Source organism: Streptomyces sp. NPDC001204, assembly GCF_053598035.1.
Genome location: NZ_JBSFJL010000043.1, coordinates 50,955 through 67,110, shown reverse-complemented (window position 1 = coordinate 67,110; position 16,156 = coordinate 50,955). Strand labels below are relative to the sequence as shown.

The window sequence follows — 16,156 nt, the reverse complement described above, 5'->3', positions numbered from 1 at the left end:
ACTGGGACCTTAGACAAGCCTCATCGTTGCAGCTCAGAAGGCACTTTCGCTTTTCCGATCACGATCCGGACGCGACCCCCGATGAAACGCGCAGGTTAGGAAGCGCCGATCACCCGGATCCGTTGTCAACGGACAGGGGATGGCACGCACTTAAACTACGCGCGTAGAAACACCCCGAAAGCGCCTGCAAGTTGAACCCTCGACCATCTGTTCGCCGACACCTGGCTCACCCGACGCCCCGTGCGCTATTCGGCATGAACAGTGGTGAGCCGATCCGATGGACGCGGCGGGCCAGGCTTCGTCTTGTATCGGCCGGTCGGCTGGCGAGGTGACGCCCCGCTCAGAGAGGACTGCGGTGGCCAGGTGGCACACCGTTCAGTGAGGAACGGCGGGAGGGCGGTCAGCCGAGCGTGAAGTAGGCGAGACTGCCCAGGCCCGCGAGGGTGCAGTACACCGCGAACGGGGTCAGGGTACGAGTCTCGAAGTACCGGGTGAGGAAGGCCACCGCGACGTATCCCGCGGCGAAGGCCGCGATGCTGCCGACGATCGCCTGACCGCGGACGCCGTCACCCGCAGGACCGAACAGTTCGGGTACCTTCAGCATGGCAGCGGCGCCGATGACCGGCGTGGCCAGCAGGAAAGCGAACCGGGCCGAGTCCTCGTGCGACAGTCCCCGGAGGATGCCCGCACTGATGGTCGAACCGGATCGGCTGACGCCCGGGAAGAGCGCCGCGATCTGCGCCGCACCGATCACCGTTCCCTGAAAGAAGGACAGCCTGGTGAGTCGACGGTCGGACAGATCCTCCGGGTCCAGGTCCTCCTCGCCGGCCGCCGGTGCATGCCCCGCCCGGCGCCGACCGGTGCCGCCCCGGCGCAGCCGCTCCGTCATGTACAGCACGAGGCCGTTGAGGGCCAGGAAGATCGAGACGGGTATCGGCTTGCCCAGTACGGCCCTGACGAAGTGCTCCAGGAGCAGTCCGGCGACTCCCACCGGGATGGTGGAAATGATCAGCAACCAGGCGAGCTTCTGCTCGACCGTCTCGATCCGTCGATCGCGGACGGACGTGAACAGCCCACGGGTCACCTTCACCCAGTCACGCCGGAAGTAGACGACCAGAGCCAACGCCGTGGCCAGGTGCATGCCGATCAGAACGCTCAGATACGGCGAACCCTCCGCCGAGACATCCAGGTCCCGCGCCCAGTGCCCGCCAAGCAGCGCCGGCAACAGGATGCTGTGGCCAAGACTGGAGACCGGGAACAGTTCGGTGACGCCCTGGAGCAGGCCGATAACTAAGGCTTCGGGATAGGTCAAGGTCGACATCCACAGACTTTCATTCAACAGGATGCTTCGGGAACGTCAGCGCGGCCGGGGGAACGCCACGGCACACCAGGCCAGATGTCCTACAGACGCTGCGACTTCTCCCCACATCTCAGCGCCAGAAGGTGAACGGCTGCCAACGCCCCGTACGGTAGCCCGCTACTTGCGCGTGAACGCAAGTATGCCTCCGGTTAGGCCCGCAAAATGCCTGTATTTGATATTGCTGACTGGCGTCACGCCCTCCTGGCATTTGCTCACTTGCGCGACTATGCAACTAATGGCGGCACTCCTTCGTCTCACGGGTGGAAGAGGGGCGATGTCGACGGCAAGCAGGGCCCGTTGCCCCATGTTCAGGAACAGCGAGAGCGGGCGTATGCGTGATCAGCAGGAACGGACCGTCGGTGGCGTCGGTACGCAAGGGCGGGGCCGCCCGCCCGGGCAGGCGCGGGTGGTCGCGCAGCGCGGGGCGGGGGGACGCGCATCGTCCCAGGACGAGCCGAGCAGGCGACGCTCGCGACGAGGAACGGGTGGTGCCTTCCCGGTCAGCGGGCCCGGGGCAGGGGTCGGCATCGCCGCCGTGGCACTGGCAGGCCCGGTGCTGCTCGGAGCGGGGGTGGATGCCGTAGCAGGTCAGGGTACCGGTTGGGGCGTGGTGTCCGGGGCGACGGCAGGCGGACTCCTCGCGGCCCTTCTGGCGGTCCGCGGTCGCGTACGGGGGTGGGTGGCTCCGCTGCCGGTTCTGGCCGTGGCCGCCGTGACCGCCGGATCGGTGGTGACGTCCGGCGGTCCGCCGGCCGCACGACTGGTGCGGTGGGCCGTGGCGGTGTTCCCGGCGATGGCCGCCGCGGAGTGCGCGGTGCTCGTCGTGGCGCTGGCGGCAGCTGTCCTCCGGATCGGCGTGCGGAGGGCCCGTGGTGTCTGAGTCCACACGGCGCCGCCGGCGCCGGACCGCTGCCAGGCGTTGGCGGGGGTCACTGGGGATACGCGCGTTGCGCGTGGTGGTGTGGACAGCGTCGTCGGTCCTGCTGCTGGGATGCGGGGCGACCTGGTACGCGTACCACACCCTGATGGGCGGGCTCACCACGTCCGACGCCTTGGATGCGGTGCGCAAGAAGGCGCCCGCGCACCTGGACAACGCTGTGAACCTGCTCCTGATCGGCCTGGATTCGCGCAAGGACATGAACGGCAACGACCTGCCCCGGAAGTTCGTGCAGCGCGAACTGCACGCCGGATCCAGCAGTATCGGCTACTACAACACCAACACCCTGATCCTCATGCACATCCCTGCCGATGGCGGCAAGGTCCAGGCGTTCTCCATCCCCCGCGACGACTACGTGCAGACCCTCAACGGTGACGGGTCCGCACAGGGCCACTACAAGATCAAGGAAGCCTACGCCAACGCCTACACCAGCGCCCACGACAAGTACGCCCAGCAGGGCGTCAAGGGCGCCGATCTGGAGGCCAGGAGCCGTGAGGCCGGACGCGAGGCGACGCTGGCGACGGTGCAGGACTTCGCTGGCGTGCCCATCGACCACTTCGCCGAGGTCAACCTGTTGGGCTTCTACGACATCGCCAAGGTCCTGCAGCCCATCACGGTATGCCTCAAGCACCCGGTCAAGGACCGCTATTCGGGAGCGGACTTCGCGGCGGGCGTGCAGCGGCTGAACGCCCGGCAGGCCCTGGCCTTCGTACGCCAGCGGCACGGCCTGGACGCCGGGGACCTGGACCGCACCCGCCGGCAGCAGGCCTTCATCTCCAGCGTCACCCACCAGCTCAAGAGCCAAGGAGTGTGGAGCAGCCCGTCCAAGCTGCAGGGTCTGTTCGACACGGTGAAGAAGGACATCGTCCTCGACAGTTCCTGGAACGTCCTCGACTTCGCCCAGCAGGCCACCAACCTCACCGGCGGGAACGTCGTGTTCCACACCCTGCCCATCGAGGGCTTCGCGACCCGCAACGGCCAGGACGTCAACCTGGTCGACCTGGAGAAGATCAAGGCGATGGTGCGACAGGAATTCGGTGCGACCCCGTCGCCGACCGGCACCGCGGCAGGCCCCGCCGGGGCAGCGCCCGCCACCGTCGACGTTCGCAACGGAAACGGCACCCAGGGCGAAGCCTCCGCCGCGCTGTCCTACCTGGTCGAGCTCGGCTACACGGCCGGTGCGACCGGCAACGCGGCCGCGCAGCCCGCCACCACCGTCGTCTACGGCCCTGGTGCTCAGCAGGCGGCGCAGCAGATCGCCGCTCGGTTCAACGCTGCTGCCCCGGCTGCCAGTTCGTCCGTGCCCGCCGGCCATGTCGTGGTCACCCTGGGCGCGAACTACGCGCTGCCCAGCCGGCAGGCGTCGTCACCCGCCGCCACGGAGTCGAACTCGTCGTCGCCCGCTGACTCGGGCCCCGCTGTGAAGGCGGGCGGGGTGCCGTGCGTCAACTGAGTCGCTGACGCTCGTGCCGAACTCAGCCTGCGCGTAGGACCGTCTGGCATTGCGGTTGCGGCTGCCGAATATTTCATCCGACCAGGTCAGGCGGCGTGCCGGTACCCGTGGATCACTCCGGAGTGCCGGTCTCGGCGGCGTATGTCCAGACGGGAGATTCGTCATCGGAGCCGTCGCTCTGAGCAAGGCGGGCAACCAGCTCATGGCGGTACTTCCGGCTCGGGGCTTCCCGCCGACCAGATCACGGCAGCAGCCGGCATCGCCGAGCTCGGTGGCCCGGTCGCCGTCAACGGCGTCCTACCCGGGCAGCCGGGCTCGGCGGCCCACGCCTTGGCCCTCGGCTCACTGGGCAGCGGCCTGACCCTCGCCCCGGGCCGGAGGGAAAGTCATCCGTCGGCTGTGAGCTCACCGGTGGCCGCACCCAGGGGGCAGAGCTGTTCGTGGAGCCCTCATCGGCCGTCGGCTCCCTTCGGGTCGTGGCGGCGTAGGTTGGCGGCGAGGACGCGGTCGAGCGTGCGGTCGGACATCATCCGGCCCAGGCGCATGATCAGGGCGGCATCCCGGCCGGCGGTGTAGCGGGTGCGCGGTCTGCGGGTCGTCACGGCCTTCGCGATGACCCGGGCGGCGGCGTCGGCGGTCAGGCCCGACGCGGTGCCCGAGGCCATCAACTTTCTTGGAAAGAGGGTCCTCCAGTGGTTTCGCCGACGCCGTCGGACCGATGCGCGCCCGCGACCTGTGCGAGCGCCTCGATCTCGCCGTCACGCCGAAGAGCATCGAGAGCACCCGGCACAAGCTCAAGCGCCTGGTCGGTCGCGGCGTCCTCGCCGAGACCGAACCCGGCTTGTTCGCCCAGCGCCGTCCCCAGCTGCCCTCCGCCGAGTCGACAGCCCGCCACGGCTGCCCGCCACCGGGCTCGGGGTGTGATCGCTAATGGCCCGTCGTGCGGAGCCACCGCAGCGTTGCGACGAGCTCTTCGCCGAAGTCCTCGCAAAGCGCGAGCAACTCGCGTCCCGCGGACGAGTCGAGCAGCCCATCGGAATCAGGAAAGGTCCGGAGGGCGCCGTGGCAGGCGGACTCGACAACGAAGTTGCGTGAGGCGAAGTAGCCCTCGCTGCTCGTCCGGTCTGCCAGGTTGGCGAGGTACTGGTGGTGCGCTTCCTCCGAGGGATGGGAGTAGAACGAGCCCTCGACGAGACTGTCCAGGTAGCCCGCCAGGCCGGACGACAGCTCGACTACTCGTTTGGCCTCGTCCAGGCCTGGCTTGTCGAGCAGCTCGCCGAAGGCCCACAAGCCCCCGAAGATTTCCAATTGGAAGAGTGAGGTTCCCCCGCTGCGCGGGGGAACCTCACTCCTGGGCCGAGGCCCAGTAGAGGAGGTCGTGAGCGCCCGACGGGAGCACGGCGTCGTCCTGCACGGGCCGATGGCCGCCAACACCGCCGCGTCAGCCGACGGCCCTTTCGGGCAGGACGCCTTCACCATCGACTGGGACCGCGAGCGGGTAACCTGCCCGAACGGCGTCGTCAGTACGCAGTGGGCCGAGCGGCGTTCCCAGCAGGGCCTGCCCGTCATCCGGGTCCGCTTCAGCCCGGCAGGTTGCCGCCCCTGCCCTCACCTGCGCGACTGCGTCAGCTCGCCCTCGCCACGACGCCGCGAGCTCAACCTCCGGCAGGGCCGCGACGAACACGAAACCGTCCGCACGGCCCGAGCCGAGCAGCGAACCGATACCTGGAAAGAGCGGTACAAGATCCGTGCCGGTGTCGAAGGCACCATCTCCCAGGCCGTCCAGTGCTGCGGCCTGCGCAGATCCCGCTACCGAGGCCTCGCGAAGACCAGCCTCCAGCACCAGCTCACCGGCGCCGCGATCAACCTCGCCCGCATCACCGGCCAACCACGAGCCCGCACCCGCACCAGCCACTTCGCAGCACTTCGCCCCGCCGATCAAACGATCGACGGGGCGAAGTAGGCAGGCCCCGAATTAACCAACAGCATCCGTGATCGGTCCGGGGCCTTTTCGCTGTTGCCCCCGGCAGGATTCGAACCTGCGACACCCGCTTTAAGAGAGAGGTAGAGGAGCCTTGCCTGTGACCTGCCGCTTTTCATGGCCGAGCTAGCAGGCATGGATACGCCGGCCAGACACCCTTGTTGACCGCGGCTGACCCTCCTATCTGGCACGGCTGTGGCACGCGACCTCTTCGTTCCGAACTCTCGGCTGAGTGGTCAGCCAGGTCTCATGGGCTGGTCAATCGGTCGCGGACGGCTGCTGAGGGGCTACTGCGGTCGTTGGGGTTGCTGTACTTCCCTGCTGTACAGCTTGGGCGGCACGGCGGGCATGAGCGAGGTTGTTGCGGCTGGCCAGAGTGTGGGGGTGGGTGTTGCCGAGGACCTGCTCGCGCTGGGTGAGGGTGGCACCCGGGCAGAGAGTCAACGGGGTGCTCCCGAAGAAGTAGTCAGCTGCGTGGCTCTGTTCATGAGAGAGGACAGCGGGTGTTCCGCGCAGGCGTCACGTAGTCGTCGCCCGTCGTTCTCGGTGCCGTCCGGGACCAGCGCTATCCGCGGTGGATGATCTGTCCGCGGTGGGCGGGCGGGGTGCGGTGGAGGGCGACCAGTGCAGCGTCGTCGTCGAGGCGTCCGCCGGAGTGGGCGAGGAGGTCGCGTCGGATGTGGTGCAGAAGCGACTCCGGTCCGGCTTGGGGCCATTGCGCGACGCGTTCCGCGAGGGGGTAGAAGCGGCCGCGGGTGTCGCGGGCCTCGATGACGCCGTCGGTGTAGAGCAGGAGGGTGTCGCCGGGCTCGAAGGAGAACACGTCCAGGCTGTGGTCTCCCGAGCCCGTCAGGCCGACCCCCATCGGAGGTGCGGGCTGCAGGCTGGGAACGGTGACCGAGCGGCCGGTGCTGATCAGCAGTGGCGGCGGGTGCCCGCAGCTGGTCATCCGGGTGACCGGGTCCGTGTCGGGGATCTCCACGAGCAGGGCGGTGGCGAAGCGTTCGCCGGCCTCCTCTGCGGGTTCGGACTCGGCCAGGTAGCGGGTCACGCTCTGCTCCACGGTGGCGGCGAGCTCCGGCAGGGAGGCCTGCCGGTGGGCGCCCTCGCGGAAGGCTCCAAGCAGCACTGCGGCCTCGCCGATGGCGGGAAGTCCTTTGCCTCGCACGTCGCCGATCAGGATGCGCACCGTGCCGTCGGTGCGGGCGACCGCGTACAGGTCGCCACCGATCTGCGCTTCGGCTTCGGCGGCCAGGTACAGGCTGGCGACTTTCAGGGGGCCGATCTGTTCGGGTAGCGGCCACAGCAGGACGTGCTGTGCGGCCTCGGCCACCGACCGGACCTGGGCCAGTTGTGCTCGGCGCCGGTCGCGGAGCGCACTGTAGATCACGACCGTCACCGAGAGCACAATGAGCGTGACGATCTGCACGATGCGGTTCAGGTTTCCCAGACCGGCCTGAAAGTGGGAGATGAGTACAAGGGCCGCCACCGCCAGCGCTCCGATGAGGCCGGTAGTCCGGGGCCCGGCGAACGATGGGGTCAGCGCAGGCGCGATGACTAGCGCAGGCTCGAGATAGATGTACTGGGGAATACTGAGGTCCACGACCGTGATCACCACAATGAGCGTGACTGGAAGCAGCACCAGCGCATGATTCGTTTTCCACGGCTGCCGCAGACCGAAAAGGCTCTGCCGGGGACTCATGCCTTCCACTTTGCCTTGCCCGCGGCCGGTCGGCCATTGTGTGCCGGGTGTGAGGGAGGGGTTCGAAGCCGCTCCCTCCCTCTTGCCGTCAGTCGCGCTCGAACCGGTCCAGCTCGCCGTCGTCGCCGACCACGGCCACGAGCACGGTCAGGACCAGGACGGGCAGCGCGGCATGGGCGGTCTTGAAAGTTTCAGAGGTGATCGCAACGCCGAACACTCCAGGCGACTCAATGGCGGTGATGCCACCAGAAGAGCGCGAGTGTTCCAAGCCCGCTCAGGCTCGCCCTCAGCGCATCCCGGAGAAGGTCGTCCGCGGCGGAGGTCAGGAGGCGGCGAAAGTGGAGGAGCGCGGGCAGCTGCTTGAGGCGAGTGCCTATGTGATCACGCTGGCGGGACATACGCGCGATCTTCGGCGCGCGGAGGCACGACCGTACCCGCACCGCCCATGCGCCGACCGTCACCCGGTCCCTCAGCCTGTCAGACCGGCGCACTTCACAGATGCGCGCGGCACGGCCGGGCCCGTAGCGTGGCCGCATGCCGAAACCTCAGCACATCGTGCACATCACCGAGCGCTCTCTCTGGGAGACGGCCCGTGAGTCCGGCACCTACGAGATGTCCACCCGCGGCCGCACACTCCAACAGGAGGGGTTCGTCCACTTCTCCACCCGCGACCAGCTCCCGCGTATCGCGGCCTTCCTCTACGGCGACTACGAGGGCCCAGACGAGTTGGTGGTGCTGGTCGTCGACCCGGCCCGGCTCGACGTCCCGCTGAGGTACGAGGCCATGCCGCCGAACGGCGAGGAGTTTCCGCACGTGTACGGGGCAGTGCCGGTCGAGGCCGTGGTGGGCGTCGAGCCCTGGGGGTGAGCGAACAGGGCGGGCTGCGCCGCCGCTTGGCGTCGGTGATGACCGAGGGGCCGGGAGAGCTTAGCAGTGAGAGCAGGTCCGCTAGATGTGATGTCTCATGACGTTGGTTCCACGAACTCCTCGAACGTGAGCTGCTGCGGGAGCGTGTCGAGTGGTTCCGGCGGCTGGTCGAAGGTAACGCGGTTGTCGCCGCCGGAGGTCGGGCTGATGGGCGGTCGGCCTCCGAGCGCGGCGTGCGGCCGCTCGTGGTTGTAGTAGTTCAGGAAGTCCGCGAGTGCCGTGCGGCGTTCATGCTCGGAGATGTAGTCGCCTCTTCCGGCACGACCTGCGCAAGGTCGAGCCGGAAGACCAGTCGACGATCCTGCGGCTGATGACCGAGCGCCACGACGACCTGGTCAACGAACGAACCCGCATCATCATCCGGCTCCACGCCGTGCTGCGGAACCTGCTGCCCGGCGGTGCCCCCCACCCGCCTGTCCGCGGAGAAGGCTGCCGCCCTCATGAAGGGCCTCCGTCCGGCCACCGCCACCGACTGCTGCTGCCGCGACCTCGCCCGGGATCTCCTCACCGACCTGCGACGTGTCGACCGGCAGGTCCGCGGCAACGAAGCCCAGATGTCACGGGCATAGAACCCGTCGCTGATCTGGGCGGCCGGGACCGGCGCGATGAACGACACCTTCGACTTCAGCAGCGCGCTGATGTTCGTGTAGGACACCAGCTTGGAGTCCGCGACCATCAGGAGTTCCCGCTCGCCGACCAGCTGTCGTAGGTCCCTCATCGCGCCGATGATCTGACTGACCTCGGCGGCGCCGTCGTCGAAGACCTTGGCGTGCACCGGGATGCCACCATCGGCGCCGGCCGCGATGCCGGCCTGGACCTGTTTCAGGTCCACGCGGCGGTCTTGCTGTGTGCCGAGTGGGCATGCGGTTGGTGGCTCCCCTCACTGGTAACCGCCACTCTTGCCGAGACCACCCGAGGGATCCTGTCCTCGCCGCTCGCCGCTCGCCGCTCGCCGCTCGCCGCTCGCCGCTCGCCGCTCGCCGCTCGCCGCTCGCCGCTCGCCGCTCGGCTATGCCCGTCAAGCAGCACGGCGTCAATGCACCCGACGGTCTTCCAACGGAGCCGCCTTCAGTTCCCCGTCGATCACCCGCGGAAGATGTGGCGTGTGGTTGACCAGCCGGGCCGAGTTGCCGACGACCGCGATGCTGCTCATGTTGTGCAGCAGGGCCGCGAGAACGGGGTTGATGGAACCGCCGGCGCTGGCGAGGAGGCCGAGGAGGTTGACTCCGATGGCGAGGCCGTAGTTCTGGCGGACGAGGCGCAGGGTGTGGCGGCTGAGTTCGACGACGGCGGCGACCTGGCGCAGGTCGTTGCCCGCGAGGGCGATGTCGGCGGTTTCCAGGGCGACGTGGGAGGAGTGTTCGCCCATGCTGATGCCGACGTCGGCCAGGGCGAGGGCCGGGGCGTCGTTGGTGCCGTCGCCGACCATGGCGACGGTGTGGCCCTCGCTCTGCAGATCGCGGATCAGCTGGAGTTTGCCCTCGGGGAGGGCATGTGCGTGGACCTCGGTGATGCCGAGGGTGTCGGCGACGACCTGGGCGGTCTCGGGTGCGTCGCCAGTGAGCAGCACCAGTCGTGAGACGCCGAGGCCGCGCAGTTGCCGGATGACGGTCGCGGCCCCGGAGCGTACGGCGTCGGAGACCCCGAGCAGCCCGATCAGGTCGTCGTCCTGGGCCAGGCAGATGACGGTTTCGCCGCCTCGTCGGAGCTGTTCGGTCCAGCCCTGCGCCCCCTCGGTGAGTTCGACGCCGTGCCGACGCAGCAGGGCGGGGCTGCCCACCAACAGTCGGGTGCCGTCGAGTTCGGCGCGCATGCCCATGCCCAGGACGACCTCGCAGGCTTGGTGGATGGGCACGTTCAGGTGCTGTTGCTCGGTGCGGGCGACGATCGCCTGGGCGAGCGGATGCCGGGCGTGCAGTTCTCCGGATGCGGCGAGGGTGAGCACCTCGTCGGCCATGAACCGGTCGCTGAGGGTGACCACGCTGGTGACCAAAGGGCGGCCGAAGGTGAGCGTGCCCGTCTTGTCGAAGACGACGGCCGTGACGCGGCCGACGCCCTCCAGGTGGGTGCCACCCTTGATGAGGGTGCCGCGGCGCGCTCCGTTGCCGATGGCGGCGCTGATGGCGGTGGGTGTGGCCAGGCCGGCGGCGCAGGGGCAGGCGATCAGGAGCATGGTCATGGCGCGGCGGGCGTCGCGGGTGATGGCGTAGGTGAGTGCGGCCAGGGCGAAGGAGACGGGGACGAAGCGCCGGGTGAAGCGGGCCGCGACAGTCTGGATCGGCGCCCGGTCGGACTGGGCCTCTTCGACGCGGCTGATGATCCGGCCCACGGTGGTGTCCCGGCCGACCGAGGTGGCTCGGACGGCGAGCGATCCGGAGGTGACGATGGTCCCGGCATAGACGTGGGTGCCTTCCCGGGCGTAGACGGGCAGGGCCTCACCGGTGATCGCGGCCTGGTCTACGAGGGCCTCGCCGGAGACGACATGTCCGTCGACCGGGATGCGGTGGTGTTCGTACACCGCGACGACGTCTCCCGGCGCGATGTCTTCGAGGGCCGCCTCGGCCTCGACGCCGTCTTCCCGTACGAGCCAGACGCGCTCCTCACCGATGGTGAGCAGCTCCTCGATGGCGCGCCGAGTGCGGCGCAGGGTCAGGGTCTGCAGGAACTCGCCGATGTTGAGCAGCCACAGGACGGTGAGGGCCACCACGTTCTCCCGCAGGAGCAGGGAGATGACGGTCGCCGCGGTGACCAGGGTGTCCGTGCCCGGATGGCTGCGGCCGCGCAGCGAGTGCAGGGCTCCCCGGAAGAAGGGCAGTCCGGTGAAGACGGTGACCATGCCGAGGAAGCCGGACGAACCGAGCGTGATCCTCGGTCGGCCCAGCAGGCGTCGCAGCGCCACGAAGGCGAGGACCGCGCCGCCGACGACCAGCCGGGCCACCTCACCGGTGGAAGAGTCGGGCGTGGACCGGGTGGGCTTCGCCGGCGCGCTCGCGGGTGGAGCCTCTTCGAGCGCCGCGACGAGCCGCTCGACGTCGAGGAGGTCCGGCGCCATCCAAACCACGACGCTCCCGGTACGCGGCAAGATCCGCAGTGCCCTGAACCCGCTGATGCCCGTCAGCCGCTCGTCGATCAGTCCCGCGCTGCCGGGGCGGGCACGCACCCACGGAACGACCAGTCGGACCCGGCCCGCGGCGACGGAGCGTACGACCACGCTGGACATGATCAGTGCTCGTGCCCGTGATCGTCGTCTGCGACGCTCACGGCGGAGGGCGGCGGTGCCTCCTCACCGAGCGTGGTGCGGGCCTCCGCGATCACGTCCCCTGCTTTGAGCCGGGCTTCTTCGGCGGCTGAAGCGACCCAGCGGCCGACGACGATGCCGCGGGCGATACCACCGACGAGGGCCTTCCGGACGGCGGGTTGGCCGTCGGATGCGCGTTTTGTGACTCCCCGGATGATCAGGCCGCCCACCACTCCGGAGACTGCGTAGTGGGCGAGACGCCAGGCTGCGGCACTGGCGAAGGTGAGGGGGTGCATGAAGGACTCCTTCCGCCGCTGCTGAGTGACGGACCCCTCCTCAAGTGTGTGCCCGTACCGTGCGCCCGGTCGAACGGAGGCCGACGCGCAGCCTTCCTTGGTAGATGACGTCGGCCACTGCAGGCCGCGAGTGCCGCCGCCACCTGCTCGGTCAGGCGGGCCGTGGGGCCGTCCTGCTGGCTCCCAGACGGCGGGTGCGGTACTTGCCGACCAAGCGGCAGACGGCGTAGATCGTGAACGAGATCGTCGTGACGTACGGGCTGATGGGGATGCTGCTGCCCAGGGCGAGGAGAATGCCGCCCTCGATGGAGATCACTGCGAAGACGATGCTGAGCAGTGGTAGCAGTACGGGGGAGGCGGTGGCGCGGGCGGCGGCCGCTGCAGGGGTGACGACGAGGGTGAGGACCAGCAGGGCGCCGACGACCTGCACGGACAGGGCGACGGCGAGGCCGAGCACGATCATGAAGGCGAAGGACAGTCCTCGCACCGGGACGCCGCGGGCCTCGGCGACGTCCGGGTCGGCGCTGGCGAAGGACAGCGGCCGCCACATCACCACCAGAGCCACCAGGACCACGGCGGAGGTGCTGAGCAGCCAGGTCATCTGCGGAGTATCGACGGCGACGATCTGGCCGGTGAGCAGGCCGAATTTGTTGGCCGCCCGGCCCTTGTAGAGGGCGAGGAAGAGGACCCCCAGCCCCAGGCCGAACGGCATGAGGATGCCGATCGCCGAGTTGCGGTCCCGGGCCCGCGCTCCCAGGACGCCGATCGCGCCGGCCGCGACGAGCGAGCCGACGATCGAGCCCGCCACGACGTTCGTCTCCAGCAGCAGCGCGGCCGAGGCACCAGCGAAGGACAGTTCGCTGATGCCGTGCACGGCGAAGGGCAGGTCGCGCATGATGACGAAGACTCCGGCCAGGCCGCCGATCAGGCCGAGTGCGGCGCCGGCGACGAGGGAGTTGCGGACCAGGGCGAGCAGTTCGCCGTAGTTGTCGAAGTTGAAGATCTGCTGCCAGATCCCGTCGGCGAGCGTCATGGCCGGGCTCCGCCGGACTCGTGGCGTTCGTGGCTGTGGTGAAGCTGGGCAGCCGGTGCGTCGGGTACGCCGGCGACCACGATCCGGCCGTGGACGCGCACGACGTCGATCTGCGTGTCGTACAGGCGGGAGAGCGAGCTGGAGGTCAGGACGTCCTCCGGCGTGCCGACGCGATGGCCGCCGGGCGCCAGGTACAGGACCCGGTCCACCAGGTCGAGGACTGGGTTGATCTCGTGGGTCACGAAGACCACCGCCGTGTCGTGGGAGCGGCGGCGGGCATCGATCAGTTCGGTGACCGCCCGCTGGTGGTTGAGGTCCAGGGAGAGCAGTGGTTCGTCGCACAACAGGATGCGCGGGTCGGTGGCCAGTGCCTGTGCGATGCGGACGCGCTGGCGTTCGCCACCGGAGAGCAGTCCGAGCGGGACGTCGCCGTACGCCAAGGCCCCGACCTGCTCCAGGATCTCGTCGACCCGCCGGTGGACGGCGTTCGTGCGCAGCCGCGGGCCGAAGCGGTGGCCGTCGATCCCGAAGCGCACCACGTCGCGGGCGCGCAGCATCGCCTGCGCGGACAGTGTCGCCTGCTGAGGGATGTACCCGATGCGCCGTGCGGCGTTGTGGGGAGGGCGGCCGAGGACGCTCAGCGTTCCCGCGGACAGCGGTTGTCGGCCCAGCAGGGCTTTCAACAGGCTCGTCTTGCCCGACCCGTTCGGCCCGAGCACGGCGAGGAACTCCCCGGGCCGTACGTCGAGGTCCAGATCACGCCACACTGTCCGCGTGCCGTAGGTCACGGCGGCGCTGCTGAGGCTGATCAGCGGGGCGGTGTCTGCGCGGACGACGCTGGTTTCCGTCCTGCTCTCGTGAGCCCGGGGTACGGGAGCCACCTCAGGTCACCTCACTTGTTCAGCGCGCCGGCCAGCGCGTTGACGTTGGAGGTCATCCACCCGACGTAGTCCTTGCCCGTGGGCAGGGTCTCGGTGACGGGAACGATGGGGATGCCGGCCGTCTTGGCCGCCTGTTCGACCTTCTCGGTTTGCGGACCGGAGGTCTGTGCGTTGTAGACCAGCGCCTTGACCTGCTTGCCGGTGAACAACGCGAGAGTGGCCTGCAAGACCTTGGGGGAGACGTCACTGCCTTCTTCGACGGACTTGCTGAACTCCTCGGGAGTCTTGTTCACCAGCCCGTCGGCTTCGGTCATGTACAGCGGCACGGGCTCGGTGATGGCGATGGCCTCGCCCTCGTGGGCCTTCTTGATCTGCGCTTCCTTCGCCTCGAGCGGCTTGAGCTTCGCCTTGAAGGTCTCGGCGTTCCTGGTGAACGTGACCGCGTCGGCGGGATCTGCCTTGCCCAGGGCCGTGGCTATGCGGTCGGCGATCTTGGCGGCGGTGGGGAAGTCGTACCAGACGTGCTCGTTGAGCTCGCCGCCCTTCGGGGCGGTCTTGCCGGAGACATTGATCGCGTTGATGACCTCGGCGGAGGAGTTGCTGCTCTTGAGCATCCGGTTGATGAAGTCGTCGTAGCCGCCGCCGTTCTCGATGACGAGCTTCGCCTTGGATAGGGCCAGTTGGTTCTGGGTGTTGGCCTCGTAGGAGTGTGGGTCCTGGTCGGGGTCGCTGATGATCGGCGTAACGGCGACCTTGCCGCCGCCTATCTGCTCGACGATGTCGCCGTACACGTTCGTCGAGGCGACCACCGTGACCTTGGAGGAGGCGGCCGGGGTCTGCGAGGCGCGCCCGTAGCTTTTGGCGTCGGAGGAGTTGCCGCAACCGGCCACGAGAGCCAGGCAGGCGCCCGTGAGGAGAGCGAGACAGCAGGACGGGGACGTGGGCATGGATCCTCCACGACGCGTGCTGCAGGGGCCTTCGCAAAAGCGCCTGGTCCGACTCGAATCGATCCGGGCATATACACCACGCTAGGTGGTAGGTGGTAGTGAATGTCAAAACCATGACCTGATCGCATCGATGTGACAATCATTGCGGAGAACTGGCATACCGGCTACTCGTGCGATGGCGTCGCCCCAGCAGGGGCTGCAGATGCTCGTGAGCTCCAGGGTGCGCTCGACCTCGGCGAATCCGGTGGTTGCGGCCAGGGTCTCGGTCCAGCGCTCCACGCTCTCCGCGGTCCACGGGGCGCGGCTGAGGCTGCAGCGTCGGCGCTGCGGGCGCGGGTGGTGCCCGGCCTGGCGCGGCATCAAGAGCTCTGCACCGCTTGCCGCTTCTAGTAATGACAATCATTTCCGATTACTGTGCGAGTCGAGCGTCGCGCGCCCTGCTTCGAAGGGGCGCTCCGGTTGTCCGGCGTCTGCGGTGTCCACGGCAGCTGACCTTGGTGTCCGGCGTGCGCGCCCGCTCGTCGACTGGCCGTATGACACTGGATTCCTGGAGCAGTGATGAGCGACCCTTATGAGCGGTCCGCGGAGTACCTCGACATCATGATCGCCGAGGCGTGGGAGGCGCTGGCTCCGGCGCTGGCGGATGCCCTGTCGAATGCTCGGGCGAGGACCGGTGCGGTGGTGGACCTCGGTGCCGGGTCCGGCCGGGGCGTGCGCGTCATTTGCGACGCGCTGCCGCAGGGGCCGGTCCTCGCTGTCGAACCCTCCGCCGCGATGCGCGCCGTCCTGCTTGCCCGCGTCCATGAGGACGGCGAACTGCGCAAGCGGGTCACGGTGGTTCCCGGCGACTGCGCGAGCACCGACTGGCCCGACGGTGTGCGCGCGGTCGTGGCCCTGAACGTGATCGGTCATCTGCCGCCCGACCAGAGGCGTGCGCTGTGGAACCGAGCCGCCCGGCAACTCGCCTCCGGCGGAGTGCTGGTGTTCAACGTCACTCCGCCGTTCGCCCCGACGGAAGTGGAGCGGGTGCGGATGGCCCATGTCGCCATCGGTGAACTGGAGTACGAGGGCTGGGCGAGCGCGCGCCCCTCCGGAGTGGACGAGATCACCTGGTGCATGGACTACCAAGTTCTGCGCCAAGGGCGGGTGCTGGCCGCGGACTCGGTCCAGTACCGCTGGTGGGTCGCCACGGAGGACGCCCTGGCGGCCGAGGTCGCCCAGGCGGGGCTCGCGCTGCGCCGGGTCGGCGATCCGAGGTTGGGGCTGTGTGTTCTGGAGCGTGTGAGTGCAGCGACATCGCGCGCTGGTTGATTTGATAATCATTTTCATTTAGGTTCACTGGTGTCCTGCTTCCCCTGCCCTGAGGGGGAAGCGCCTGCCTGCCTGCCGCTGCAACGGAGA

At 68.8% G+C, this 16,156-nt stretch carries 16 protein-coding genes, 1 tRNA gene and 2 pseudogenes; 6 read left to right on the top strand and 13 right to left on the bottom strand.

The genetic code is table 11. The features are described from left to right. Positions 1 to 400: 400 nt before the first annotated feature. A complete protein-coding gene (locus ACWC91_RS37415) occupies positions 401 to 1,321 on the bottom strand; it encodes an undecaprenyl-diphosphate phosphatase (RefSeq protein ID WP_450644835.1) in 921 nt (306 codons plus the stop codon). Positions 1,322 to 2,039: 718 nt separating this feature from the next. On the opposite strand from ACWC91_RS37415, the gene ACWC91_RS37410 reads away from it, so the two are divergent. Both ACWC91_RS37410 and ACWC91_RS37405 read left to right on the top strand, forming a co-directional pair. After that, positions 2,040 to 2,240, top strand: a complete 201-nt coding sequence (locus ACWC91_RS37410; RefSeq protein WP_225077675.1) for a hypothetical protein — start codon at positions 2,040 to 2,042, stop codon at positions 2,238 to 2,240. A gap of 73 nt (positions 2,241 to 2,313) precedes the next feature. Then, a complete protein-coding gene (locus ACWC91_RS37405) occupies positions 2,314 to 3,750 on the top strand; it encodes an LCP family protein (protein ID WP_450644833.1) in 1,437 nt (478 codons plus the stop codon). 449 nt (positions 3,751 to 4,199) lie between these two features. Here ACWC91_RS37405 and ACWC91_RS37400 read toward each other — a convergent pair whose 3' ends face one another. Further along, positions 4,200 to 4,415 carry a hypothetical protein gene (locus ACWC91_RS37400; protein ID WP_225077673.1) on the bottom strand — a complete coding sequence of 72 codons (216 nt, stop codon included), beginning with the start codon at positions 4,413 to 4,415 and terminating at the stop codon, positions 4,200 to 4,202. Between the two features lie 53 nt (positions 4,416 to 4,468). On the opposite strand from ACWC91_RS37400, the gene ACWC91_RS37395 reads away from it, so the two are divergent. Beyond that, the gene (locus tag ACWC91_RS37395; RefSeq protein ID WP_225077672.1) at positions 4,469 to 4,681 is read left to right on the top strand and encodes a hypothetical protein; all 213 of its coding nucleotides are present in this window, start codon (positions 4,469 to 4,471) and stop codon (positions 4,679 to 4,681) included. Here the strand turns inward: ACWC91_RS37395 and ACWC91_RS37390 are convergent. Further along, on the bottom strand, positions 4,678 to 5,058 hold the full coding sequence (locus tag ACWC91_RS37390; protein WP_376506051.1) for a hypothetical protein: 381 nt from the start codon (positions 5,056 to 5,058) through the stop codon (positions 4,678 to 4,680). The two genes, ACWC91_RS37395 and ACWC91_RS37390, sit on opposite strands and share 4 nt — an antisense overlap. A gap of 64 nt (positions 5,059 to 5,122) precedes the next feature. Here ACWC91_RS37390 and ACWC91_RS37385 point away from each other — a divergent pair. Then, a pseudogene (locus tag ACWC91_RS37385) lies at positions 5,123 to 5,713 on the top strand (transposase); the annotation flags it as partial. Between the two features lie 58 nt (positions 5,714 to 5,771). On the opposite strand, the gene ACWC91_RS37380 reads toward ACWC91_RS37385, so the two are convergent. From ACWC91_RS37380 to ACWC91_RS37370, 3 genes are all read right to left on the bottom strand, one after another. Next, positions 5,772 to 5,838 (bottom strand) — tRNA-Lys (locus tag ACWC91_RS37380). Positions 5,839 to 6,296: 458 nt separating this feature from the next. After that, on the bottom strand, positions 6,297 to 7,433 hold the full coding sequence (locus ACWC91_RS37375; protein WP_450644905.1) for a PP2C family protein-serine/threonine phosphatase: 1,137 nt from the start codon (positions 7,431 to 7,433) through the stop codon (positions 6,297 to 6,299). A gap of 88 nt (positions 7,434 to 7,521) precedes the next feature. Then, complete coding sequence (locus ACWC91_RS37370) at positions 7,522 to 7,701, bottom strand: hypothetical protein (protein WP_225077670.1); 180 nt, start codon at positions 7,699 to 7,701, stop codon at positions 7,522 to 7,524. A gap of 266 nt (positions 7,702 to 7,967) precedes the next feature. Here ACWC91_RS37370 and ACWC91_RS37365 point away from each other — a divergent pair, with 266 nt between their 5' ends. Beyond that, positions 7,968 to 8,300 (top strand): DUF952 domain-containing protein, encoded by a 333-nt coding sequence (locus ACWC91_RS37365; protein ID WP_141363914.1) that lies wholly within the window; start codon positions 7,968 to 7,970, stop codon positions 8,298 to 8,300. Positions 8,301 to 8,503: 203 nt separating this feature from the next. On the opposite strand, the pseudogene ACWC91_RS37360 reads toward ACWC91_RS37365, so the two are convergent. From ACWC91_RS37360 to ACWC91_RS37330, 7 genes and pseudogenes are all read right to left on the bottom strand, one after another. Continuing rightward, positions 8,504 to 8,605 (bottom strand): annotated as a pseudogene (locus ACWC91_RS37360) (integrase core domain-containing protein); the annotation flags it as partial. Then, the gene (locus tag ACWC91_RS37355; RefSeq protein WP_450644902.1) at positions 8,560 to 9,192 is read right to left on the bottom strand and encodes a hypothetical protein; all 633 of its coding nucleotides are present in this window, start codon (positions 9,190 to 9,192) and stop codon (positions 8,560 to 8,562) included. The gene ACWC91_RS37355 and the pseudogene ACWC91_RS37360, both read right to left, overlap by 46 nt. Before the next feature lie 201 nt (positions 9,193 to 9,393). Next, positions 9,394 to 11,580, bottom strand: coding sequence for a heavy metal translocating P-type ATPase (locus tag ACWC91_RS37350; RefSeq protein ID WP_450642667.1), 2,187 nt, complete (start codon positions 11,578 to 11,580; stop codon positions 9,394 to 9,396). 2 nt (positions 11,581 to 11,582) lie between these two features. Next, the gene (locus ACWC91_RS37345; protein ID WP_450642665.1) at positions 11,583 to 11,894 is read right to left on the bottom strand and encodes a DUF1490 family protein; all 312 of its coding nucleotides are present in this window, start codon (positions 11,892 to 11,894) and stop codon (positions 11,583 to 11,585) included. 151 nt (positions 11,895 to 12,045) lie between these two features. Further along, on the bottom strand, positions 12,046 to 12,927 hold the full coding sequence (locus tag ACWC91_RS37340; RefSeq protein WP_225077666.1) for a metal ABC transporter permease: 882 nt from the start codon (positions 12,925 to 12,927) through the stop codon (positions 12,046 to 12,048). Beyond that, positions 12,924 to 13,808: a metal ABC transporter ATP-binding protein gene (locus ACWC91_RS37335; protein ID WP_450642664.1), complete on the bottom strand. Its 885-nt coding sequence runs from the start codon at positions 13,806 to 13,808 to the stop codon at positions 12,924 to 12,926. The genes ACWC91_RS37340 and ACWC91_RS37335 overlap by 4 nt, the downstream gene beginning before the upstream one ends. An 11-nt stretch (positions 13,809 to 13,819) precedes the next feature. Next, positions 13,820 to 14,755, bottom strand: a complete 936-nt coding sequence (locus tag ACWC91_RS37330; RefSeq protein ID WP_225077665.1) for a metal ABC transporter solute-binding protein, Zn/Mn family — start codon at positions 14,753 to 14,755, stop codon at positions 13,820 to 13,822. A gap of 558 nt (positions 14,756 to 15,313) precedes the next feature. Here ACWC91_RS37330 and ACWC91_RS37325 point away from each other — a divergent pair. Continuing rightward, positions 15,314 to 16,066, top strand: coding sequence for a class I SAM-dependent methyltransferase (locus ACWC91_RS37325; RefSeq protein ID WP_450642662.1), 753 nt, complete (start codon positions 15,314 to 15,316; stop codon positions 16,064 to 16,066). Positions 16,067 to 16,156 lie beyond the last annotated feature (90 nt).